The sequence below is a fragment of the Sphingopyxis sp. genome (genome assembly GCF_050916055.1).
Taxonomy (GTDB): Bacteria; Pseudomonadota; Alphaproteobacteria; order Sphingomonadales; family Sphingomonadaceae; genus Sphingopyxis.
In genome coordinates, this window is the sequence record NZ_CP051527.1 from 3,311,986 (window position 1) to 3,334,305 (window position 22,320).

27 protein-coding genes are annotated in these 22,320 nt (G+C 66.6%); 8 read left to right on the forward strand and 19 right to left on the reverse strand.

The window, feature by feature from the left end; genetic code table 11:
- Window positions 1-150: 150 nt before the first annotated feature.
- On the reverse strand, window positions 151-1,170 hold the full coding sequence (locus HEQ22_RS16195; protein WP_432768865.1) for a MipA/OmpV family protein: 1,020 nt from the start codon (window positions 1,168-1,170) through the stop codon (window positions 151-153).
- 162 nt (window positions 1,171-1,332) lie between these two features.
- Between HEQ22_RS16195 and HEQ22_RS16200 the strand changes: the two genes are divergently transcribed.
- Together HEQ22_RS16200 and dxs are read left to right on the forward strand one after the other, a co-directional pair.
- Window positions 1,333-1,581, forward strand: a complete 249-nt coding sequence (locus tag HEQ22_RS16200) for a hypothetical protein (protein WP_432768866.1) — start codon at window positions 1,333-1,335, stop codon at window positions 1,579-1,581.
- A 49-nt stretch (window positions 1,582-1,630) separates the two neighbouring features.
- The gene (gene dxs / locus HEQ22_RS16205) at window positions 1,631-3,559 is read left to right on the forward strand and encodes a 1-deoxy-D-xylulose-5-phosphate synthase (protein ID WP_432768867.1); all 1,929 of its coding nucleotides are present in this window, start codon (window positions 1,631-1,633) and stop codon (window positions 3,557-3,559) included.
- Between the two features lie 625 nt (window positions 3,560-4,184).
- Here dxs and HEQ22_RS16210 read toward each other — a convergent pair.
- Window positions 4,185-4,421 carry a hypothetical protein gene (locus HEQ22_RS16210; RefSeq protein ID WP_432768868.1) on the reverse strand — a complete coding sequence of 79 codons (237 nt, stop codon included), beginning with the start codon at window positions 4,419-4,421 and terminating at the stop codon, window positions 4,185-4,187.
- Between the two features lie 130 nt (window positions 4,422-4,551).
- Here HEQ22_RS16210 and HEQ22_RS16215 point away from each other — a divergent pair, with 130 nt between their 5' ends.
- Window positions 4,552-5,220: a hypothetical protein gene (locus HEQ22_RS16215; protein WP_432768869.1), complete on the forward strand. Its 669-nt coding sequence runs from the start codon at window positions 4,552-4,554 to the stop codon at window positions 5,218-5,220.
- A gap of 39 nt (window positions 5,221-5,259) precedes the next feature.
- On the opposite strand, the gene HEQ22_RS16220 is transcribed toward HEQ22_RS16215, so the two are convergent.
- From HEQ22_RS16220 to purE, 9 genes are all read right to left on the reverse strand, one after another.
- On the reverse strand, window positions 5,260-5,679 hold the full coding sequence (locus HEQ22_RS16220) for a DUF3035 domain-containing protein (RefSeq protein WP_432768870.1): 420 nt from the start codon (window positions 5,677-5,679) through the stop codon (window positions 5,260-5,262).
- A gap of 13 nt (window positions 5,680-5,692) precedes the next feature.
- Window positions 5,693-6,226 carry a signal peptidase II gene (gene lspA / locus HEQ22_RS16225; protein WP_432768871.1) on the reverse strand — a complete coding sequence of 178 codons (534 nt, stop codon included), beginning with the start codon at window positions 6,224-6,226 and terminating at the stop codon, window positions 5,693-5,695.
- A complete protein-coding gene (gene ileS, locus HEQ22_RS16230; protein WP_432768872.1) occupies window positions 6,223-9,273 on the reverse strand; it encodes an isoleucine--tRNA ligase in 3,051 nt (1,016 codons plus the stop codon). Before ileS ends, lspA begins: the two co-directional genes overlap by 4 nt.
- A 202-nt stretch (window positions 9,274-9,475) precedes the next feature.
- Window positions 9,476-10,519, reverse strand: coding sequence for a glycerophosphodiester phosphodiesterase family protein (locus HEQ22_RS16235; protein WP_432768873.1), 1,044 nt, complete (start codon window positions 10,517-10,519; stop codon window positions 9,476-9,478).
- A 178-nt stretch (window positions 10,520-10,697) separates the two neighbouring features.
- Window positions 10,698-11,627, reverse strand: a complete 930-nt coding sequence (locus HEQ22_RS16240; protein ID WP_432768874.1) for a bifunctional riboflavin kinase/FAD synthetase — start codon at window positions 11,625-11,627, stop codon at window positions 10,698-10,700.
- The gene (locus HEQ22_RS16245) at window positions 11,624-12,817 is read right to left on the reverse strand and encodes a dipeptidase (RefSeq protein ID WP_432768875.1); all 1,194 of its coding nucleotides are present in this window, start codon (window positions 12,815-12,817) and stop codon (window positions 11,624-11,626) included. The genes HEQ22_RS16240 and HEQ22_RS16245 overlap by 4 nt, the downstream gene beginning before the upstream one ends.
- A gap of 2 nt (window positions 12,818-12,819) precedes the next feature.
- A complete protein-coding gene (locus HEQ22_RS16250; protein WP_432768876.1) occupies window positions 12,820-13,311 on the reverse strand; it encodes a dihydrofolate reductase in 492 nt (163 codons plus the stop codon).
- Complete coding sequence (locus tag HEQ22_RS16255; protein ID WP_432770898.1) at window positions 13,308-14,387, reverse strand: 5-(carboxyamino)imidazole ribonucleotide synthase; 1,080 nt, start codon at window positions 14,385-14,387, stop codon at window positions 13,308-13,310. Before HEQ22_RS16255 ends, HEQ22_RS16250 begins: the two co-directional genes overlap by 4 nt.
- The gene (gene purE / locus HEQ22_RS16260; protein ID WP_432768877.1) at window positions 14,387-14,908 is read right to left on the reverse strand and encodes a 5-(carboxyamino)imidazole ribonucleotide mutase; all 522 of its coding nucleotides are present in this window, start codon (window positions 14,906-14,908) and stop codon (window positions 14,387-14,389) included. The genes HEQ22_RS16255 and purE overlap by 1 nt, the downstream gene beginning before the upstream one ends.
- Window positions 14,909-15,115: 207 nt before the next feature.
- On the opposite strand from purE, the gene HEQ22_RS16265 reads away from it, so the two are divergent.
- From HEQ22_RS16265 to HEQ22_RS16280, 4 genes are all read left to right on the forward strand, one after another.
- Window positions 15,116-15,760: a GGDEF domain-containing protein gene (locus HEQ22_RS16265; protein ID WP_432768878.1), complete on the forward strand. Its 645-nt coding sequence runs from the start codon at window positions 15,116-15,118 to the stop codon at window positions 15,758-15,760.
- A gap of 66 nt (window positions 15,761-15,826) precedes the next feature.
- Window positions 15,827-16,156, forward strand: coding sequence for a hypothetical protein (locus tag HEQ22_RS16270; protein WP_432768879.1), 330 nt, complete (start codon window positions 15,827-15,829; stop codon window positions 16,154-16,156).
- A gap of 19 nt (window positions 16,157-16,175) precedes the next feature.
- Window positions 16,176-16,724, forward strand: a complete 549-nt coding sequence (locus tag HEQ22_RS16275) for a hypothetical protein (RefSeq protein WP_432768880.1) — start codon at window positions 16,176-16,178, stop codon at window positions 16,722-16,724.
- A 119-nt stretch (window positions 16,725-16,843) separates the two neighbouring features.
- Window positions 16,844-17,299, forward strand: a complete 456-nt coding sequence (locus HEQ22_RS16280) for a Dps family protein (RefSeq protein ID WP_432768881.1) — start codon at window positions 16,844-16,846, stop codon at window positions 17,297-17,299.
- On the opposite strand, the gene HEQ22_RS16285 is transcribed toward HEQ22_RS16280, so the two are convergent.
- From HEQ22_RS16285 to HEQ22_RS16295, 3 genes are read right to left on the reverse strand one after another with little or no spacing between them, the layout of a single operon-like run.
- Window positions 17,293-17,775, reverse strand: a complete 483-nt coding sequence (locus tag HEQ22_RS16285) for an SRPBCC domain-containing protein (RefSeq protein ID WP_432768882.1) — start codon at window positions 17,773-17,775, stop codon at window positions 17,293-17,295. The two genes, HEQ22_RS16280 and HEQ22_RS16285, sit on opposite strands and share 7 nt — an antisense overlap.
- A gap of 10 nt (window positions 17,776-17,785) precedes the next feature.
- Window positions 17,786-18,112 carry an ArsR/SmtB family transcription factor gene (locus HEQ22_RS16290; RefSeq protein WP_432768883.1) on the reverse strand — a complete coding sequence of 109 codons (327 nt, stop codon included), beginning with the start codon at window positions 18,110-18,112 and terminating at the stop codon, window positions 17,786-17,788.
- Window positions 18,109-18,582 (reverse strand): VOC family protein, encoded by a 474-nt coding sequence (locus HEQ22_RS16295; protein WP_432768884.1) that lies wholly within the window; start codon window positions 18,580-18,582, stop codon window positions 18,109-18,111. The genes HEQ22_RS16290 and HEQ22_RS16295 overlap by 4 nt, the downstream gene beginning before the upstream one ends.
- A gap of 101 nt (window positions 18,583-18,683) precedes the next feature.
- Between HEQ22_RS16295 and HEQ22_RS16300 the strand changes: the two genes are divergently transcribed.
- Window positions 18,684-19,610: a glutaminase gene (locus HEQ22_RS16300; RefSeq protein WP_432768885.1), complete on the forward strand. Its 927-nt coding sequence runs from the start codon at window positions 18,684-18,686 to the stop codon at window positions 19,608-19,610.
- 26 nt (window positions 19,611-19,636) lie between these two features.
- Here HEQ22_RS16300 and HEQ22_RS16305 read toward each other — a convergent pair whose 3' ends face one another.
- From HEQ22_RS16305 to HEQ22_RS16325, 5 genes are all read right to left on the reverse strand, one after another.
- The gene (locus tag HEQ22_RS16305; protein WP_432768886.1) at window positions 19,637-20,332 is read right to left on the reverse strand and encodes an endonuclease/exonuclease/phosphatase family protein; all 696 of its coding nucleotides are present in this window, start codon (window positions 20,330-20,332) and stop codon (window positions 19,637-19,639) included.
- Between the two features lie 71 nt (window positions 20,333-20,403).
- Window positions 20,404-20,616, reverse strand: coding sequence for a DUF2007 domain-containing protein (locus HEQ22_RS16310; protein WP_432768887.1), 213 nt, complete (start codon window positions 20,614-20,616; stop codon window positions 20,404-20,406).
- The gene (locus HEQ22_RS16315) at window positions 20,616-21,182 is read right to left on the reverse strand and encodes a pyridoxamine 5'-phosphate oxidase family protein (RefSeq protein ID WP_432768888.1); all 567 of its coding nucleotides are present in this window, start codon (window positions 21,180-21,182) and stop codon (window positions 20,616-20,618) included. Before HEQ22_RS16315 ends, HEQ22_RS16310 begins: the two co-directional genes overlap by 1 nt.
- Window positions 21,183-21,216: 34 nt before the next feature.
- A complete protein-coding gene (locus HEQ22_RS16320; RefSeq protein ID WP_432768889.1) occupies window positions 21,217-21,792 on the reverse strand; it encodes a DUF924 family protein in 576 nt (191 codons plus the stop codon).
- 82 nt (window positions 21,793-21,874) lie between these two features.
- Complete coding sequence (locus HEQ22_RS16325; RefSeq protein WP_432768890.1) at window positions 21,875-22,273, reverse strand: hypothetical protein; 399 nt, start codon at window positions 22,271-22,273, stop codon at window positions 21,875-21,877.
- Window positions 22,274-22,320 lie beyond the last annotated feature (47 nt).

The following is a 22,320-nucleotide window of genomic DNA, read 5'->3' on the forward strand; positions in this document are numbered from 1 at the left end:
TTAGTCGAACGGGGTGGTGGCCGAAGGCGCACGCCCAGCCGCAAGAACCACCCCGCTGCGACTAACGAACAAGTTCGTAAGTCTCGCTACCCCTCCTCTGAAGAGGAGGGGCTGGTCGGTTCTCAGCGGCGGCTTCTGGCCCCCAACCCGTCAGAACTGATACGCAACCCCGCCGCCGGCGAGCCACTGGTCGCGGCTCCCCGCGATGTCGACGATCGGCGAATCGCCGAAGCGGCTGGTCATGCGGCCATATTGGGCGCCGCCGATCAGCACGAAGCCTTTGCGAAGGTCGCCCGACAGGGCATAGGCGCCGGCCATGCCGATGGTATATTTGCCGATCGTCGCCTTACGCCCGGCCTCCGCATAGACCGGCAGGCCGCTTGCGGCGCTGCCGAGCGGGTCGACGTCGAAATAATAGCGGCCGAACCCCTTGCCATAGGCGTTGAACGACGCCGACACGCCGAGGAAGGCGCGTTTCGAGATCGGGGTGCCATAATCGATCGTCGGCGAGAGCACCCAGCTGCCATGCTTGCCGCTGACGTCCTTCAGCCCGACGACGCGCAGCCCGACCTGGTCATAGTCGCTGGTGATGATGCCGCTGTAGGTGACCCCCGCCGACAGGCCGAGTTCGACGGCGAGCTTGCGGTCGCCGAGCGCTTCGACCTGGGCGTCCTTGATCCGCCCGGTGCGGTCGCCGCGCAGGTTGATGATCGGGCCGAGTTTGAAATCGACGCGCTGGCCGCGCTGCTGGCGGATCAGGTCGATCTGGAAATTCGTACCGCGGGTCGAGAAGCTGTAGCCCTTGACGCGGCCGCGGAAATAAAAGCCGGGCAGGACATTGCGCTCGTCCGAGCCATTGTAGCTCGGGGTGGTGATGACTCCCGCGGCGATCGCGAAATAATCGCGGGCATAGGTGCGCTCGGGATCGTCGTCCTCGGCGCGCGCGGCGGGGAGCAGGATATTTTCGTCGATGTCGCCGCTGTCCTGCACGAAGCGCGGCGCCGCATCGCCGCGCGGCGCTTCGGCACCGAAGTCGCGGTAATCGAGCTCGTAGGGCAGCGCGATCGCGTCCTCGGCGGCAGCGGGCGTCGCCGCGAGCGCCGGGACGGCGAGGGCGGCTAGCAGCGCGATCGATCGCAGCGGGCGGGAGAGAAAAATCGGTTCGGGCATATGCGTCCTATGTTCTTGCCCCTCTGCGCCGGGGTGTAAGCGAATGGCGCGGCATTGCAACGGCTTCGTCTTGCCGTCCGCCGCTTTTGCCGCCATCGTGACATCGATGCATCAATGCCCGCCAGCCGCCTTCCAAAGCCCTTGCCTGCCGATTGGTTCCGCATGAGCCGCGCGCCGCGTTTTGTCGGCTATGCGCTGATGGCGCTGGCCGCCGTGCTCGCGGTGCTGATGCGGCAGGGCCGGGTCGATGCGATCGGTCCGTTTCCCCTCGCGGCTGTCGCATTGCTGGTCGGGATGATCGGCGTGATGCTGGTGTTCACCGACCTGATGGTGCGCGGCCTGTATGCGCAGCTCGGCGCGGCGAAGGCGCGCGAAGCGGCGACGGAGGCGCGGCAGGACGACGAGCGATGACAACGGCTTTTCATTCGACAGTTTCGGCGGTTACCTTTATGACCGCGCGATGACCGATCGTCCGTCAACGCCGCTGCTCGACACGGTGGATGTCCCCGCCGACCTCCGCAAGCTGAAGCCCGAAGATCTCCGCCAGTTCGCCGACGAGCTGCGCGCCGAGATGATCAGCGCCGTCGGCACCACCGGCGGCCACCTCGGCAGCGGGCTGGGGGTGGTCGAGCTGACCACCGCGATCCATTATGTGTTCGACACGCCCACCGACAAGCTGGTGTGGGACGTCGGACACCAATGCTATCCGCACAAGATCCTCACCGGCCGCCGCGACCGCATCCGCACCCTGCGCACCGGCGGCGGGCTGTCGGGCTTCACCAAGCGCAGCGAGAGCGAGTATGATCCGTTCGGGGCGGCGCATTCGTCGACCTCGATCAGCGCCGCGCTGGGCTTTGCGATCGCCAACAAGCTGAAGGGCGAGCCTGGCCGCGCGATCGCGGTGATCGGCGACGGGTCGATGTCGGCGGGCATGGCATACGAGGCGATGAACAATGCGCAGCAGGCGGGCAACCGGCTGGTCGTCATCCTCAACGACAACGACATGTCGATCGCGCCACCGGTCGGCGGCCTCAGCGCCTATCTGGCCAAGCTGGTGTCGTCGCGGCCGTTCCTGGAACTGCGCGAAATCGCCCGGCGCCTGGCGCGCAAGCTGCCCGAGCCGCTGCACAAGGCGGCGAAAAAGACCGACGAATATGCCCGCGGCATGGCGATGGGCGGCACCTTGTTCGAGGAACTCGGCTTTTATTATGTCGGGCCGATCGACGGGCATAATCTGGAGCATCTGATCCCGGTGCTGGAGAATGTCCGCGACAGCGACCATGGCCCGGTGCTGATCCACGCGGTGACGATGAAGGGCAAGGGCTATGCCCCCGCCGAGGCCGCCGCCGACAAATATCATGGCGTCCAGAAGTTCGACGTGATCACCGGCGAGCAGGCGAAATCGCCGCCGGGCCCGCCGCAGTATCAGAATGTCTTTGGCGAGACGCTCGCGAAGCTCGCCGACACCGACCCGCGAATCGTCGCGATCACCGCCGCGATGCCGTCGGGGACCGGGGTCGACCGATTCGCCAAGGCGCATCCGACGCGCAGCTTCGACGTCGGCATCGCCGAACAGCATGCGGTGACCTTTGCCGCGGGCCTCGCCGCGCAGGGGATGCGGCCGTTCTGCGCGATCTATTCGACCTTCCTCCAGCGCGCCTATGATCAGGTCGTGCATGACGTCGCGATCCAGAACCTGCCGGTGCGCTTTGCGATCGACCGCGCCGGGCTGGTCGGCGCCGACGGATCGACCCACGCCGGGTCGTTCGACGTCACCTATCTGGCGACGCTGCCCAATTTCGTCGTGATGGCGGCGGCCGACGAGGCCGAGCTGGTCCATATGACCTACACCGCCGCCGAATATGACGCGGGGCCGATCGCCTTCCGCTATCCGCGCGGCAACGGCACCGGGGTGGCGCTTCCCGAGGTTCCCGTGAAGCTGGAAATCGGCAAGGGGCGCGTCGTGCGCAGCGGCAAGACGGTGGCGATCTTCTCGCTCGGGACGCGCTTGGCCGAGGCGCTGAAGGCGGCCGATACGCTCGAGGCACGCGGGCTGTCGACGAGCGTCATCGACCTGCGTTTCGCCAAGCCGCTCGACGAGGAGCTGATCCGCAAGACGCTGGCGAGCCACGAAGTGTGCGTGACGGTCGAGGAAGGCAGCGTCGGCGGCCTCGGCGCGCATGTGCTGACGCTGGCGAGCGACGAGGGGCTGATCGACGCCGGGCTGAAATTGCGCACGATGCGCCTGCCCGACATGTTCCAGGACCAGGACAAGCCCGAACTGCAATATGACGCCGCGGGGCTGAACGCGCCGCAGATCGTCGATTGCGTGCTGAAGGCGCTGCGCCACAACAGCGCGGGTGTGGAAGAGGCGGGCGCGCGGGCTTGATTCCCACGGTCAACAAGAGTTCCCGTCACTCAAAAATCACGGGTGATTTTGCCGAGTATCTGGTTCTATATTGGCTGTCCAAACACGGCATCGAATGCGCCAAGGTCGATCATGTCGGAATGGATATAATTGCTCGAAGACCGGGATCGCCCATTCCGATGGGAATTTCTGTCAAATCGCGGTCAAGAAATCCGGGGACGGAAGGCTCTTATCTTAGTATTCCGAACGAAAATTTTGAAAAACTGGTACGGGCCTGTGATTCATTTTCATGCGAACCATATTTTGCAATTGTGATCGATGAAGCTTCCGAAATTGATGTGTACCTTCTTTCGTCGGCTGTGCTTCAAGAGTTATGCCCCCCGCGTCTGCGCGTTGCGTCTTGGAAAATGTCGCCGACATGGAGACAGCGATATGCAAGCGACGAACGGATTGTAAAGTTTCGGCTGTCAACGCAGATCTCCCAATGGTGGGATCGCGTCGAGACGCCCCAGTCTGACAACTAACTTTCCATCTTATTCGTCCGTTCGTGCTGAGCTTGTCGAAGCACTGTTCTCGCCTCTGGCGTCGAAGAAGGACAGCCCTTCGACAGGCTCAGGATGAACGGTTTTAGAGAACAGCCTCGTACTCAACTCTCATTTTTGGGCAGAGCTTTGAGGTTCAAGGCCTTTCCAATCCGCTCCAGCGGTTCGCCCCCGTCCCGGAACGCATCATGCAGAGCGGCGTCAGCCGCTACCAGCTCTTCCAGATATTTTATTTTTGCCGCGATGGCATCTCGCGCGATTGTCGTCTTGGTACATCCCGTGCGCCCCGCCACCGCTGCAAGTCGCGCTCCCAACTGCTTGTCGATACGGATTAACAGCATGGCGCCGCTCCTTCGATTCAAATGTAGGGCAAGCGCGGCACCAAACCACGTCTTTACAGCGAGATCCGGCCATTGTGGACATTCTTGGCGATGCGATGGATGACGGTCGTTACGTAGAGGGGCGAAGCCAATGGATTTCCTGAAACTCATCCAGTCGCTCGACGAGTTGCTGTACGAGATCATGTCGTGGCTGGTTTTCTATCCGGTCACGCTGTGGCGGACGTTGACGCGGCCGTTGAAGATGATGGATTATTCGGACGCCGAGCTGGGCGATGCCACCGAAAAGCAATATACCGACACGCTGTCGCCGCCGCTGTTCCTGTTGCTGACGCTGGCGATCGGCCATGCGATCGAGCTGTGGCTGGTCGGTCAGAATGCGCTGGTCGGCAACCGCGTCGGGCTGTCGGCCTTCATCAGCGACGACAGCAGCCTCATCCTGCTGCGCACCGTGACCTTCAGCCTGTTTCCGCTGCTCCTCGCCGCGCGGCTGCTCCACGCGCGCTCGCGCAAGCTCGACCGCGATACGCTGCGCGCGCCCTTTTACAGCCAATGCTATCTGGCCGCGCCCTTTGCGCTGTTGTCGGGACTGTCGGAAAACCTGATCCGCTACGCCCAGCCGTGGTCCGAGGCGAGCGGGGTGTTGCTCTATCTCTTCGCGCTGCTGTGGTTCGGGACGCTGCAGATCCTGTGGTTCCGCCAGCACCTCAAATGCGGCTTCTGGCGCGCGTTCGGCAATGCCTCGCTGGCGATGGTGCTGTGCCTTGGCGTCATCGCGCTGACCGGCACGCTGTTCGCCTGAGCCTCAGGCGATTCGCCGGCGCCCGATCAGGCTCCCAGCTCAGGCGCCGGGGATCGCCGCCTGGGCGTCGCGGCCGTCGCCTTCGGGGGCGACCAGGATGTCGCGGGTGACCAGGCCCTTGTCGACGACCTGGGTGTCGGGGCTGCCGACCTGGCTGCGGATGCCGGGGTCGGCGCGGGCGCCGTCGGCGCTGCCGATCACCGCGGCTTCGCTGGCGCTGCGCGGTGCGGCGCCGCCGAAGAGCGCGCGCAGCGTCTGTTCGGCGGTGGTGTCGCCGCCCGGACGCGCGGTGCCCGGCGCCGGCGGGACGAGCGCATAGTCGGGCGGCACGACGAGCGGTGCCTGGCGCGACACCATCATTTCGTCGGGACGGTCGCGGCTGAACAGGCTGTTCGACCCGCAGGCCGACAGGGTAGATGCGGCCAGGGCGGCGGCGAGGATGGCGGTGGTCCGGTTCACTTGAAAAACTCTCCTATACGCCCCGTTGATCGGCGGCGGGCTGTTCGCCTGCCTTCGGCGCCTTTTCGCCCAAGAGCAGCGCGCGCGCAACCAGCAAAAGCACCCCGATGGTGATGCACGCGTCGGCGACGTTGAAGATCAGAAAGGGACGGAAATCGCCGAAATGCAGGTCGGCGAAATCGACGACATAGCCGTGGCGGACGCGATCGACGATATTACCGAGCGCCCCGCCGAGGATCATCGCGAGCGCGATCACATCGCCGCGCGCCTTTTCGCGCGTCATCCAGAAAGCGACCGCGGCGGCGACGAGCGCGGTGACCGCAACCAGCGTCCAGCGCGTCGTGTCGTTGCAGTCGGAAAACATCGACAGCGAAATGCCGCAGTTTTCGGCCCAGGTCAGGTTGAAGAAGCTCGTAATCTCGATCACCCGCTTCGGTTCGAGCGACAGCGGGACGATGACGATCCACTTGGTGACCTGGTCGAGCAGGAAGGCGGCGGCGGCGATCAACAGGCCAAAGCGCAGATAGGGCGAGCGGGTGCTAGTCATGCCGCGTCCAATACCGAGTCGCAGCGATTGCACAAGTCGCCGTCGGCGGCGACCTCGGGCAGGTGGCGCCAGCAGCGGCCGCATTTGTGGTTTTCGGTGCGGGTGACGGCAAGGCCGTCGCCGAACTTCACCACGGAGACGATAAAGATTTCAGCCAAATCCAGATCGCCCGCATCACCCGCATAAGTGATCTCGGCTTCAAGGCTGGACCTGATGGTCTTTTCACGTCGCATCGGTTCGATCAACTCGTTCACCAGCGTGCGAGAGCCGCGGATCAGCGCCCACTTCTCGACCAATTCCGTATTCCCGCGAAGGCGGGAATCCAGGGCGGGTTCGGCCGACGCGCGCTCTGGGCCGCTTTCAGAGTCACGTGCCTCTGAAAGCCCTTCGCCGGGGTGCAGCAAGGTGTCGAGGTTGGGCCACTCCAGCAAATGCACGCTGCCTGCATCGGGATAGCGCGTCCCCCACACTTCCTCGGCGGTGAACACCAGCACCGGGGCGGCGTAGCGCACCAAAGCGTGGAACAGCGTATCGAGCACGGTGCGGTACGCGGCGCGCTCGGCGGTCTGAACCCCGGTCGCGACATTGATGTCGCAATAGAGGCGGTCCTTGCGGATGTCGAAATAGAAGGCCGACAAATCTTCGTTGCAGAAATCGCTGAGCAACCGCGTGTAGCTGTTGAAGTCGAAATCCTCGACCGCGCGCGCCATCTTCGCGTCGAGATCGGCGAGGAGCGAGAGCATGTAGCGCTCGAGCTCGGGCATCGCCGCGACGTCGGTGACGCGTTCGTCCTCGCTGAAGCCTTCCAAGGCGCCGAGCAGATAGCGGAAGCTGTTGCGCAGCTTGCGATACTGGTCGGCGACTCCGGTCAGGATTTCCTTGCCGATGCGGTGGTCTTCGGTGAAGTCGACCGACAGCGCCCACAGGCGCAATATGTCGGCGCCATAGTCGCGCATCAGGTCGATCGGGCTGATCGTGTTGCCGACCGACTTCGACATTTTCAGGCCCTTGGCGTCCATCGTGAAGCCGTGGGTGAGCACCGCCTTGTACGGCGCCTGGCCGCGGGTGCCGCAACTTTCGAGCAACGACGACTGGAACCAGCCGCGATGCTGGTCGCTGCCCTCCAGATAGAGGTCGGCGCTGTGGGTGGCGCCGTCGTGGCGGACGAGCGCGGGCCAGCGGCCGCTTTCGAGCACGAAGGCGTGGGTGCAGCCCGAATCGAACCAGACGTCGAGGATGTCGACGATGCGTTCGTAATCGGCGGCGTCATATTGATCGCCCAGATATTCCTGCGAGCGCGCGTCGCTCCACGCGTCGACTCCGCCCGCCCTTACTGCCGCGACGATGCGGTCGTTGACTTGCGGGTCGTTCAGATACTGGCCGGTCTTGCGGTCGACGAAGAGGGTGATCGGCACGCCCCATGCGCGCTGGCGGCTGAGCACCCAGTCGGGGCGGTCCTTGACCATCGACCCGATGCGGTTGCGGCCCTTTTCGGGGACGAAGCGGGTGGCGTCGATCGCGGCCATGGCGGTTTCCCGCAGCGTATCTCCCTCCCCCCCGGCGGGGGAGGGTTGGGGAGGGGGGGCGGCGCGCGTCTGCGCGCCATGAGAATGAGCTGCACCGTCGGAAGTCTCCTGCGTCGCAGACGCGACGCGACCCCACTCCCGGCCCTGCGGGCCACCCTCTCCCGCAAGGGGAGAGGGGGTGAATGGCTTGTCCATCGGCACGAACCATTGCGGGGTGCAGCGATAGATGACCTTCGCCTTCGAGCGCCAGCTGTGCGGATAGCTGTGCTTGTAGTCGGCGCTGGCCGCGAGCAGCCCGCCGGCGTCGCGCAGGTCGGCGCAAATCGGGCCGTCGGGGGCGTTGAATTTGGGGTTGATGACGCTGCCCTGACCGCCGAGCCACGCCCAGTCGGCGCGATATTTTCCGTCGCCCTCGACCGCGAACACGGGGTCGATGCCGTTCGCCTTGCACAGGTCGAAGTCGTCCTCGCCATGGTCGGGCGACATATGGACGAGCCCGGTGCCGCTGTCGGTGGTGACGAAATCGCCCGCGAGGAAAGGGCGCGGGCGCGCGAAAAAGCCGCCGAGCGCGTGCATCGGGTGGCGGGCGATAGCGCCCGCGAGGTCGGAGCCTTTGAAGCGACCCATAGCTTGCAGACCGAACTGCCCAAAACGCCTCTTTTGAAATTCTTCAAATAGCGGCTCGGCAATGATCAGCATGCCTTCATCGGACGGAGCCATGACATATGTAATATCCGGCCCATAGGCCAACGCTTGGTTTACCGGGATCGTCCACGGGGTGGTCGTCCAGATGACAGCCTTTGCGCCGACCAATCCCGGGGCATTCGGTGCCTCGACGATCTCGAACGCGACGTCGATCTGGGTCGAGACGATATCCTCATATTCGATCTCGGCCTCGGCGAGCGCGGTCTTTTCGACCGGTGACCACATCACCGGCTTGGCGCCGCGATAGAGCATGTCGTTCGCTGCGAATTTCAGCAGCTCGCGGACGATCGTCGCTTCGGCCTCATAATCCATCGTCAGATAGGGATGGTCCCAGTCGCCGCCGATGCCGAGGCGCTTCAATTGCTCGCGCTGGGTGTCGACCCAATGCTGCGCATAGGCGCGGCATTCGGCGCGGAATTCCTCGACCGGCACCTCGTCCTTGTTGAGCTTTTTCTTGCGATATTGCTCCTCGACCTTCCACTCGATCGGCAGGCCGTGGCAGTCCCAGCCGGGGACGTAAGGCGCGTCCTTGCCCTTCAGCGTCTGGGTGCGGACGACCATGTCCTTCAGGATATGGTTGAGCGCATGGCCGATGTGCATGTCGCCATTGGCGTAGGGCGGGCCGTCGTGGAGGATGAACTGCTCGCGCCCGGCGCGCGCGGCGCGGATCTGGCCCTCAAGATTGCCTTCGAGCCATTTGGCGAGAATCAGCGGCTCCTTCTGCGGCAGGCCGGCCTTCATCGGGAAGTCGGTCTTGGGCAGGAAGACGGTGTCGCGATAATCGCGCGGTTCGGCGGGGGCGGGCGTGTCGGTCATGGTGCGGGCGCTTAGCGCAGTTTTGCGGGGGAGCAAACCTCTCTCCCTCTCCCGCCGGGAGAGGGCGGCGAGACTTGCCAGCTTGCTGGCTAGTCGCAGCGGGTGAGGGTGCGCGGTCGGAACGGTGATCCCCTCACCCAGCTTCAGCTAGGCAGCGAGCTGCCAAGCTTTCGCAACCCTCTCCCGACGGGAGAGGGGAGAGTCACTTCTGCCGCGGCCGCAGCGCCGGTCCCACGGCGCGGATGTCTTCGACCCAGATATAGCCGTTGAAGCTCGCCGGAATTTTCGCGAGTTGCTGTGGGGTCGAGAGGCCTTCGTTCGATTTGCCGCGTTCATAGGGGCCGAAGACGATCACCCGCGCGCCGACGCTGTCCATCCGCTGGATCAGGCGGTCGGGCCAGCCCCAGAAGGCCCATTGGTAATTGATCGGGATCGCGAGCACGCGGTTCCGGCAGCTGGCGGGAATAATGCCGGTCCAGCCGTAGGTCACGTAGTCCTTGGTGCAGGCCTTACCTTCGGTCTTGAGGTCGAACGACCAGTTGTCGGGCAGCAGTTCGCGCATCCGTTTCACCGGACGTTCGTGACCGTAAAAGGCGTCGCCGAGTTTCTGGCTGTCGCGGCCCGCGGCTTGCAGGATAGCGAACAGCTGGTCGGCCTCGCGCGGCTGCTTCGATTTGAAGTTGAACAGGATCGGGTGGACGGGCAGCGCCGCCAGCCCTTCCTCGACCGTCGGCATTTTGCCCACGCCCTTGCCGCGCAAGGGGAAGGTCTGGCCGCCGTCGGCGGTGTAGCCGTGACCGATGTCGAGCGCTTTCAGCTCAGCCAATGTCAGGTCGCGGGTGGCGCCTTTGCCGTCGGTGCGGCAATCGACGGTCCAGTCGTGGAACAGCACCATCTTGCCGTCCTTGGTCGGCGCGACATCGACCTCGACCATGTTGGCGCCGAGCCCGACCGCCCAGCGCATCGATTCGGGGGTGTTTTCGAACACCTCATGGTCGGGCGGATAGGCGTGCGCGGCGGTGCAGGTGTCGCGGCCAAAGGCGGCGCGCTTGTCGTAGAGGTGATAGACGCCGCGGTGTGCGATCAGCCGGGGTTTGCCTTCGGGCGACGGGGCGAGGAAGCTGGCGTTGCTGAGGGTCAGCCAGGCAATGAGCGCGGCGAAGACCCACAGCGCGATCTTGGTGGCGCGCCGCATCGGCTTTTTGGGCGGGGGTTCGAGGGCGGTGGCCCAGTCGGTGTCGGTCATTTTGTCCCCCACTCCCTCTCCCCCTGCGGGAGAGGGTTGCGCAAGCTTGGCAGCTTGCTGCCTAGCTGAAGCTGGGAGAGGGGGCTGCGCCGTAGCGATGGGGCGCTGCCCCCTCTCCCGTTGCGACTAGCGAGCAAGCTCGCAAGTCTCACTGCCCTCTCCCGCAAGGGGAGAGGATTTAGATGGTGGCGAGCAGCGCCTTCGCCGCATCGCAATCCTTGGCGATCTGCGCCATCAGTGCGTCCATGCCGTCATATTTCGCCTCGGCGCGGATGAAGGCGTGGAAGGCGACGTCGATGTCCTGCCCGTAAAGATCTTCGGCAAAATCGAAGAAATGCGGTTCGAGCAATTCCTTCGGCGGATCGAAGCTGGGGCGGATGCCGAGGTTCGCGGCGCCCTTCAGCACGCGCCCGTCGGGCAGGCGGCCGGTCACCGCATAGATGCCGTATAGCGGGCGCAGGTACGTGCCCATATCGATATTCGCGGTCGGAAAGCCCAGCAGACGGCCGTTCTTGTCGCCGTGCTGGACCCGCCCGCGCACCGTGAAGGGGCGGGTGAGCAGGCGCGCGGCGGTCTTGCAATCCCCCGCCTGCAGCGCGTCGCGGATGCGGCTGGACGAGATCACCTCGTCGGCGTCGTCGACCGGCGACACCATTTCGGTGAAGAAGCCGCGGCGGCGGGCATGGTCGGCGAGGGTGACGACATCGCCGCCGCGGCCCTTGCCGAAGACGAAGTCGGCGCCGGTGACGACCCCGGCGGCGCCGTAGCGCGCGAGCAGCAGGTCGGCGATGAAATCCTCGGCGCTCGTCCCCGCGAGCGCGGCGTCGAAGGGGAGAACGAGCATCGCATCGGCGCCCGCGGCGGCGAACAATTCCTGCCGCTGGTCGAGCGTCGTGAGGCGGAACGGCGCGATGTCGGGCTTGAAAAAACGCACCGGATGCGGGTCGAAGGTCGCGACGATCGCCGGGCGGCCTTCGTCGCGCGCATGGCGCACGGCGCGGCCGACGACCGCCTGATGCCCGGCATGAAAGCCATCGAAATTGCCGAGCGCGATCACCCCGCCGCGCAGGGGCTCTTCGATACGCTGGTGGCCGTCGAGGCGGATCACGGCGCCGAAATCGAGGGGGGCGGGGTCAGCGGGACCAGCCCGGCGCCGAGCACGCGGACCGCGTTGCCGCCCATCGCGGCGCGAATCTCGGCGTCGGAAAAGCCGGCGTCGATCAGCGCCTGCGTCACCTGCACCAGTTTCGCGGTGTCGAAGCGCACCGTGGTCGCGCCGTCATAATCGCTGCCGAGCGCGACATGCTGAATGCCGACGAGGTCGCGGACATGCTTCATCGCCCTGGCGATGCTCGCGGGCGAAGTGTCGCACACCGCGGCGTCCCAATAACCGACGCCGACCAGCCCGCCGGTCGCGGCAACCCCGCGAATCTGTTCGTCGTTGAGGTTGCGGTTGACCTTGCACGTCGCCTGCACCCCGCCATGGCTCGAGACCACCGGGCGGCGCGCCATTGTCAGGATGTCGGCGACGCAGGCGTTCGAGCAATGCGCGATGTCGACGATCATCCCCTTCGCCTCCATCCGCGTGACGACCTGTCGCCCCATCGCCGTCAGCCCGCCCTTTTTCAGCCCGTGCATCGACCCGGCGAGGTCGTTGTCGAAGAAATGGGTGAGCCCCGCCATGCGGAACCCCGCGGCGTAAAGGCGGTCGAGATTGGCGACGTCGCCTTCCAGATTGTGCAGCCCCTCGATGCTGAGCAGCGCGCCGACCGGCGGCGCTTTGCCGCGCCGCGCCGCGAGCAGCGCGGTAAGGTCTTCGGGGGAGGCGACGGCGCGCAGCGCGTCGTTCGACGCCGCGACCGCGCGGTGCAGCTTCGCCGCATGCCACAGCGAGCGTTCGAGCAGCGAGCCCCACGTCCGCACCGGCTGCAACTGCGCGATCGTCAGCGCGGTGATATTGTCGCTGTCGCCGCCGTTCGCGTCGTAATTCTGCCCCTTCGGCGACTTGGTCGTGCTGGCGAGCACTTGCAGCGCGACGTTGCCGTCGGCGAGCCGCGGCAGGTCCATATGGCCGCGGTCGGCGCGGTCGAGGATGCTGCGTTTCCACAGCAGGGTGTCGCTGTGCAGATCGACGATGGTCAGCGTCGCGTGCAGCGCCTTTGCGCGGTCGCCGACCACGGGCAGCGGCTTGCCGTCGATCTGGTTCATCCCGCGCTCGATGAAGCCGGGGGCGAGCGCGAAGAACGCGAGCGCGGCGAGGGCGACGACGAGCAGCAGGCCGATCAACCAGCGACGCATTTCTAATTCCTTGCCAGGGTGACGAAGCTGTACGCCGGGCGCCCCGCCTCGTCGGCGCCATGGTCTTCGCGCGCGACTTCGCGCCAGTCGGCGGGCGCGGGATAGTCGATCACCGCGTCGCCCGCGGGCGCGAGCGCCACCTCGGTCAGTTCGATGCGGTCGGCGAGCGGCAGGAACAGGCGATAGATTTCGGCGCCGCCGATCACCATCACATGCGGCGCGTTGGCGAGCTTCAGCGCATCGTCGACGCTGCGCGCGACCTCGGCGCCCTCGTCCTGCCACTCGGGATCGCGGGTCAGGACGATATGGCGCCGCCCTTCGAGCACCGCGGGCAGGCTGTCGAAGGTCTTGCGCCCCATGATCATCGGGCGCCCCATCGTCAGCCGCTTGAAGCGGCGCAGGTCGGCGGGCAGGTGCCACGGCATGCTGCCGTCGGCGCCGATCACGCCATTGGTGGCGCGCGCCAGGATCAGGGTGATTTCGGGGTGGTTCATGCGGGGTCTGCGCCGATCCAGGTTGCGTGGCCGAGCTTGCGGCCGGAGCGCACCTCGGTCTTGCCGTAATGATGGACATGGGCGCGGTCGTCGGCGAGCAGCGCGGGGACGTCGCCGATGTCGGCGCCGATCAGGTTGCGCATGGTGACGGGCAGCGCGGTGGTCGCGGTGCTGCCGAGCGGCAGCCCGGCGACGGCGCGAATGTGGTTTTCGAACTGGCTCGTCACCGCGCCCTCGATCGTCCAGTGGCCGCTGTTGTGGACGCGCGGCGCCATCTCGTTGAATATCGGGCCGTCGTCCGTGGCGAAGAATTCGCCGGTGAGCACCCCGACATAATCGAGGTCGTCGGCGATGCGCGCCATCAGGCCGCGCGCTTCGTCCTGCTGGTCGAGGATGATTTGCGGCGGCGGCAGCATCGACGTCGCGAGGATGCCGTGCGCATGGACGTTGACGCTGCTGTCCCAGAAGCGCGTCTCGCCGTCGATGCCGCGCACCAGCAGCACCGAAAATTCGTGCGCGAAGGTGACGAAGCCTTCGAGGATCGCGGCGTGGCGGTCGATCGCGTCCCACGCGGCGTCGGCGTCGGCGTCGGTGGCGAGGCGCGCCTGTCCCTTGCCGTCATAACCCATGCGCAGCGTTTTCAGGATCGCGGGGGCGCCGATGGCGGCGATCGCGGCGTCGAGCGCGGCGCGGCCCGGAACCGCAGCGAAGGGGGCGGGGCGCCCGCCAAGGTCCGTAACGAAGCGTTTTTCGGTCAACCGGTCCTGCGCGATTTCCAGCGCCTGCGCGCCGGGGCGCACCGCGACATGCCCCGACAGGAAGCGCACCGTGTCGACCGGGACATTTTCGAACTCGATCGTCACCGCGTCGCACGCCGCGGCAAAGGCGGCGAGGCGCGGTTCGTCGTCCCACGCCGCCTGGACATGATGCGCCGCGACCTGCGCCGCGACGCTTTCGCGGTCGGGGGCATAGATCTGGATCTGGTAGCCAAGCTGTGCCGCGGCGACGCCGAGCATGCGGCCAAGCTGGCCGCCGCCCAAGATGCCGATCGTCGAACCCGGTGCCAGCAAGGCGATCAGCCCTCGCGCACAGGGATGGGGGCGACGGCGTCGGTCTGCGCGTCGCGCCAGGCGTCGAGTTTCTGCGCCAGATCGGTATCGTCGTTCGCCAGCAGCGCCGCGGCGAACAGCCCGGCATTGGTCGCCCCCGCCTTGCCGATCGCAAAGGTCGCCACCGGCACCCCGCCGGGCATCTGGACGATCGAATAAAGGCTGTCGACGCCGCGCAGCGCCGCCGATTCGACCGGCACGCCGAGCACCGGGACGCGCGTCATCGACGCGACCATGCCGGGCAGGTGCGCGGCGCCGCCGGCGCCGGCGATGATCGCTTTCAGGCCGCGGCCCGCCGCGCCTTTGGCATAATCGACCAGCCGGTCGGGGGTGCGGTGCGCCGACACGATGCGGACTTCGTGCGCGATGCCGAATTGTTCGAGGATCTGGACCGCGTGCGCCATCGTCGGCCAGTCCGACTGGCTGCCCATGATGACCCCCACGCTCACCCCAACGCTCAATGCGGCCTGCGGCGCGCTGTCGCCCATCGCCCTGTCTCCTGCGCCGGTCTGTCCCGGTCCGTCCGGCGATGAATCGCCGCCCGCCTTTCCCCTAGCCGCTCGTCCGCATGCGGGCAACGCCGCCCGATGGAAAGCGGCGCGTTTACCGATTGGTATCATGTGGCGACTAACGTCCCCGCCATCAAACGCGTCGGCATCGGGCCGGCGGCAATGGGTTCGCACCGGGGATAGTGGATGGACAGCGTAGGAGGGGCACGGATCGCGGTCGATCAGTTCGGCGTCGTGCCCGTCGATTCCATCGAGGATCAACTGCGCGAATTGCGCCGCGAACGCGACGCGTTGCGCCGCGAAAACCGGGTGCTGAAGATCGCGGTGGCCGAACTGGAGCGGGTGTCCGAACGCGATACGCTGACCCCGCTGTTCAACCGCCGCTATTTCCTGACCGCGATCCACCAGCGGCTCGCGCGCTTCGCGCGCCATGCCGAAACCGCCGCGGTGGTGTTCATCGACGTGAACCAGCTCAAATTTATCAACGACAGCTTCGGCCACGCCGCGGGCGATTTCGCGCTGATGGAGGTGGCCCGCCGGCTGGCGGCGTCGATCCGCTCGACCGACGTCGCAGCGCGCATCGGCGGCGACGAGTTCGGACTGATCCTCGACCAGTCGAGCGAAGCCGGCGCGCGGACGCAGGTCACCCGGCTGTGCGAAGTGTTGAGCGCGGCGCCGGCGATTTATGACAACCACGAGATCGGGCTGTCGGCCTGTTTCGGGGTCGCGATGTTGCAGACCGACATGACCGAATCGGACATATTGGCCGAGGCCGACCGCGACATGTACCGATGCAAACAGGGGCAGGACGGCCCGCGCTTTCATCGCTGAGCCGTCGCTAACCACCCATTAACCAAACGGGCGCATGCTCTCCCCTCGATCACATGGGGGTGGACGATGCAGAGCCAGGCCAATCCGTTCGAGGACATGCAAAACCGGATCACCGGCCAGATCGGCGCGCTCGCCGAGGCGCTGCCGCATTGCGGCCTGGCGCAGATCGTCCAGGGCATCGACGATATTCGCATCCTCGCCCGCGATAATGGTTTCTCGGCGGTCGAATCGCTCGCCAGCCGGCTCGAATCGGCGGTCGCGGCGGGGGGCTATCGCGCCGCGATCCTGACCTACCTCGACGCGATGAGCGATGCCGCGGGCGCCCCGCACGGCCCGCTGCCCGCCGCCGCACACGAAGCATGGCTGGCGTCGGTCGCGATGCGCCTGGGACACTGACACCCCGATGGATGCCATCATGCTCGCCCTCGTGGCGGTGCTGCTCGCCAACGCCGACGGCCGCAGCGGGCTGGCGCTGGCCGCGCTGCTGGCGCAGCGCACCGACCGCCGCGCCGTCGTCCTGATCGCCTTCGCCGGCTTTGCCGCCAATGCGCTGGTCGCCGCGATCGCCGGGGCGGTCGCCAACCGGATGATCGGGCAGGGCGTCGTCGCGCTGCTCGTCGCCTTTGCCCTGCTCACCGCCGCGGCGGCGCTGCTGTGGCGCTGGCGGCCCGGCCGCGGCGATACGCTCGCCGCGCTGCCATTGCCGCTGCTCGCCGGGCGGATGCTGATCGAACAGCTCGGCGACCGCAGCCATTTCCTGATCGGCGCCCTCGCGGCGACGAGCGGTGCGGGCCATTGGGCCGCGGCGGGCGGCTTCGTCGGCTGGACGATCGCCTTGCTCCCCTTTCTCGCCTTCGGCCCCGCGCTGGCCGCGCACCCGGTGATGCGGATCCTGCGTTGGCTCAGCGCCGCCGTGCTCGCGGGCTGGGGGCTGCGCACCGCGATGGCCGCGTTCGGCCTGTAGCTGCGGCGCGGCGAACGCCGCCGCCTGATCGATTTTTTCGATGATAGCCACCGAAAGCCTGCGCGCGCATTTTGCGCGGCGTGCGCCTATATGCGGTGGGCAACAGAAAGGATATTCCGATGTCCCAGAAAAACCAGCCCGCCGTCGCCGATGCGCTCAACCTGCTGCTCGCCGACAGCTTCGCGCTCTATCTCAAAACCAAAAACTATCACTGGCACGTCCAGGGCCCGCGCTTCCGCGACCTGCACCTGCTGTTCGACGAACAGGCGGCGCAGATTTTCGCGACGACCGACCTGATCGCCGAACGGGTGCGCAAGAATGGCGCCGCAACGCTGCGCTCGATCGGCGATGTCGGCCGCCGCACTTCGATCAAGGACGACGACGCCGAAAAGGTCGATGCCGAAGCGATGATCCGCGCGCTGGCCGACGACAACAAGACGCTGCTCGGCCAGCTCAAGGATGTGAAGGCGGCGGCCGAGGCCGATGGCGACATCGCGACCAGCGGTCTGGTCGACGGCTGGGCCGACGAAACGCAGCAGCGCATCTGGTTTCTGGAGGCGACGCTCGGCTATTGACCGGGCGCGCCCGGCCGGTCGCGCATCGCCGCCAGCTGCCGCCGCCAATGCTCGCCCAGCCGGCGCTGGAACAGCATCAGCTCGAACCCGTGGCGCGCGACATGGCCTTGCGGGATACCGTCCCAGCCGCGATGCTCGACGGTCACCCGTGTTTCGGCGCCGACCGCTTCGAAGCGCACCTCGACCTCGGTCGTCTGCTCGGGCGCGAAGCTCGGTAGCCGCCACGCGAAGGCCAGCCGTTCGCCGGGTTCCCAGTGGCGCACCGCGCCGATTTCCCACTCATCGCCGTCGGCGAAGCGCGTGACCAGCCGCCCGCCGGGGCCGGCGGGGTCGAAGCGCAGCGCCCCGTCGCCGCGCCGCGACAGTTCGAACAAAGCATGGCTCTGCCACCAGCGGCCGATGTCGCGGGTGAAGACCTCGAACGCGCGCGCCGGGGTCGCGGCGACGCGCAGCGCGACGATCACCGCCGCCGTCATCGCGGCGCGCTCATTCGCTGCCCTCGACATGGCGCTTGAACGCCGCGAGCTGGTCCGACCACAACGCCTCGGTCGCGACGAGCCATTGCTTCAGTTCGGCGGTCGCGCCGTCCTTCAGCCGATAGACGCGCACCCGCGCGTCGAAGGTCAGATAGCTGTCCTCGACCAGCCCGCCCTCCTTCAGCGCGCGCAGGTGGCGGCTCATCGCCGGCGGCGCGAGGCCGAGCGCGGCGGCGAGTTCGCCCGCGCTGTGCGGGCGCCCGCCGAGCAGTTCGACCGCGCGCCGCCGCCGGGGATCGGCGAGCGCGGCGAGGGTGCGGTCGATGGCCGCGCTCAATCGTCGAGCCGGGTCTTGGTCGTAAAGCCGCCCTCGGCGTCCCATTCGGCGGCGGTTTTGGCCTCGACGGTCACGCCGAAGGTCCAGATATGCCCCTCGGGATCGCGGGCGCGGTAGGTGCGGTCGCCATAAAATTGCGTTTCGGGCTCCATCAGGATCGCGGCGCCTGCGGCGCGGGCCGCTTCGCAATGCCCGTCGATATCGTCGCCGGCGGCGAGCTGGACGTGCACCGTCTGGGTATTTTTGCCGCCAATCGATTTCGGGCTCTTGTGATCGTCCGACCATTCGCTGCCGACCATCACGACGCCGTCGCCATAGCCCATCTCGCTGTGCGCCAGATTGCCGTCGGCGTCGATCAGCGCGAACAAAGGTTCGAACCCGAACGCCTCCTCAAGCCAGCGGTACGCCGCTTTCGGATCGAGATAGCTGACGGCGCTCGACAGCCCCTTGCCGCGTGGATGATCGACCATGACTGTTTCTCCCGAGTCGCGCTGATGATTTCCAATCTATACAATATTTGCGCGAAAATGAAAATACATGCATTCCAGCGTGAAGTTGATAGGGAAACGGGATGACCGACCTCGCCCGCTGCCTCGCCGAAGCCTATGCCGTCGCCCTGCCGCACCGCCGCGACGGCAAGGTCGCCGACTATATCCCGGCGCTCGCCGCGGTCGATCCGATGCAGTTCGGCATGGCGCTGGCGCTCCCCGACGGCACGCTGCACGTCGAGGGCGACGCCGACACGCCCTTTTCGATCCAGTCGGTGTCGAAGGTCTTCACCCTCGCGCTGGCGCTGCGCCGCATCGGCAGCGACCTGTGGACCAGCGTCGGCCGCGAACCGTCGGGCAGCGCGTTCAACTCGGTCGTCCAGCTCGAAAGCGAGCAGGGCATTCCGCGCAACCCGCTGATCAACGCCGGGGCGATCGCCACCACCGACCGGCTGATCGACGGCCGCGACGGCGATGCGGTGGCCGACGAAATCCTCGCCTTCATGCGCGCCCGCGCCGGCGACCCGGGGGTCGAGATCGACCTCGACGTCGCCGCTTCCGAAGCGCGGACCGGCGCCCGCAACCGCAGCCTCGCCTATTTCATGGACGCCTTCGGCAACCTGCGCCATCCGGTGGAAACCGTCGTCGGCGTCTATTTTCGCCAGTGCGCCATCGCCATGTCGTGCCGCCAATTGGCGCGCGCCGGGCTGTTCCTGGCGATGGAGGGGCGCGACCCGCTCACCGGCGAACAGCTCGTCGACCCGCACCGCGCGCGGCGTATCAACGCGATCATGATGCTGTGCGGCCATTATGACAATTCGGGCGAGTTCGCCTTTCGCGTCGGCCTGCCCGGCAAGAGCGGGGTCGGCGGCGGCATCCTGTGCATCGCGCCGGGGCAGGGGGCGATCGCGGTGTGGTCGCCGGGGCTGAATGAGGCGGGGACGTCGCTCGCCGGCGCCATCGCGCTCGAACATTTCGCCTATGCCGCGGGCTGGTCGGTGTTCGACTAGGGTCGGGATTCCGGGCCGCCGCCGCCTCACCCCGCCTTGGTGAAGCGCGCCCAGATCGGCAGATGGTCCGACGCGCGCGCCGCGAGCGCGCTTTGATGCACCCCCGCCTCGACCGGGGTCAGGTCTGGGGTCGCAAAGATGCGGTCAAGCCGGGCGACCGGGCGGCGGCTGTGGAAGCTGTGGCCGGTTTCGACCATCGGATGATGTTCGCCGAAATCGTGGAGGCAGCCGCCGCGGGCGCGCCATTCGTTGCAGTCGCCCATCAGGATCGTCGGCAGCGCCTCGCCCGCCGCGACATGGTTCAGGATCGCGCGCGCCTGCTGCCGGCGCCGCAGCCCCGAAATGTCGAGGTGCATGCCGACGACGCGGAGCCGCGTGTCGCCGATGCGGATCGTCGCCGCGACGGCGCCGCGCGGCTCGAGCGTCGGCAGGTGCAGCGCATGGCTTTCCTCGACCTCGGCCCCCTTGCGCACGAGCAGGGCATTGCCGTGCCAGCCGATGCTGTGCGGCCGGTTGTCGAGGGTGACGGGAACATAATCGCTATGCTCGTCGAACATATGCGGGGGAATCGCGCTGGCGCGGGTGCCGAAGCGGCGGTCGGCCTCCTGCAGCGCGACGATGTCGGCGTCGAGTTCGCCGAGCACCGACAGCACCCGGCCGGGATCGCGGCGGCGATCGAGCCCGATGCCCTTGCGCATATTGTAACTGGCGACCTTGATCATGGGGGAGAGCGACGGCTTTCTGTCTGTGCTTTGTACAGGGTCAGGACGAACGGCAAGCGGCAGGGTTGCGTCTAGCCCGCACCGAACTCGGCCAGCAGCGCCTTCGCCTCGGCCAGATCCTCGTCGAGCACCATCAGGCGGACCGGGATCGCGAGCCCGACGCTGTCGGCGATATTCATGCCCGCATCGAAGCACACCGCGTGGACGCCGGCGCTTTCAAGGCGACCGCGCAGCAGTTCGGCCTCGGCACCGCTCGGCATCCTTAGCAGCTCGACCAGCGCCATCAGGCGGCGTCGCCGGCAATGAAGCGGTCGGTCGGACGCGTCGGCAACCCGTCGATACTCTTGGTGCGTCGCTGCGTCTTTTCGACCCACAGCACCGGGTCGGCCTGGCGGTGATATTTCTGCAGCGTGTCGCGCTCGTGGCCGAGTTCCATCATCGGCACCCCCCAGCCGCAGCTCGTCTGCACGCTGTCGATTTCGATCACGAAAATCTGCCGCGTGCCGGGGAGCAGCGTGAAATGCGCCGCAACCGCGTCCCAGTCGGCATCCTGCGGCAGCACGGCGCGGCCGCGGCCATAGATGCGCAGGATCAGCGCGCTGCGGTCGAAGGCGCAGAACATGATCGTGATCCGGCCGTCGGCGGCGAGATGCGCGTGGGTTTCGTTCCCCGATCCGCCGAGGTCGAGATAGGCGACCTGATTTTCCGACAGGACGCGGAAACTGTCGGCATAGCCCTTTGGCGACAGGTTGATCCGCGCATCGGCGGCGGCGGTCGCGGTGAAGAAGACCGGCTGTTTTTCGATGAAGGCGATATGCTTGTCGGTCAGCGTGTCGGTAAAGTCGGCCATGGTCGCGCTCCGCTGGGATGGTCGCGCTGCCCTATCACCAATTTTTGCCTTCCTCCACCGCGGCTTCCTCCTCGGGGCGCGTCGTGCGGCCGAGGACGGCATTGCGGTGCGGGAAGCGGCCGAAGCGGTCGATCATGGCGAAATGCTTTTGCGCATAATCGTGGAACAGCGGATCGGCGAGCTGGCTCATCAGGCGCAGCGATTCGCGCTGGTCGGCGATATCCTCGCTATGTTCGAACGGCAGATAGGCGAACTGCCGCCGCTCGTCGGGCCAGTCCCGGTCCCAGCCCTTGGCAACAATGCCGCGTGCGATGGCGCGGGCGAGGTCGTCGGTCGCAAAGGCGTCGGCCGATCCGCGAAAGATATTGCGCGGCACCTGGTCGAACAGGATTGCGGCGGCCAGTGCGGTGTCGGGATCGGTCAGAAAGGCGTCGGCGGGCTGCGACCGGAGTGCCGCGTGCCAATCGCCAGCAAGATTGCGGACGGCATCGTCGAAATCGCTGCCGCCGCCATACCAGTCGTCCATGCCGTGCGCATCGAACCAGAAGGCGAGGAGCTGCGCCGGCCAGTCGGCGGGCGGCGGTGCGCGTGTTTCCAAATCATGTGTCATTGCGAGCGCAGCGAAGCAATCCAGAGCGGTTTACGCAACCCTGGATTGCTTCGCTGCCCTCGCAATGACAGGAAGAACGGGCTTATTCGGCCTTGGCGCGGCGATAGGGCACGAATTCGCCCAGCGAGACAAAGCCGGCATAAATCTGGCTGGTGCGGTCGCGCAGCTGAACGGTGTCGATGCTGCACAGCTGGCTGCCGGTCAATTTGGTCACCAGAATATCGTCCTCGTCGAGCGTCTCGGCGCCGCTCTTCGGGCGGTTCACCCACAATGTGCTGCCGACGCGATAGACGATCGCGGTGCCTTCGACGATCGTCGAACTGCGCGCCGACGACAGCGAGATGCAGTTGCGCGGTTCGCCGGCGACGCGGCCTTCGAGCATCTTGGCGAGCTCGGCTTCGGGCGCGAGCTTTTCGCGCGCGGCGGCGGGCGTGGCCGCAACCGCGGCGGCAACGAGTAGCGCGGGGATCAGCGGACGCATGATATGACTCCTGTTTTCAACATAGCCTACCCTCGGCAGCAAGAATA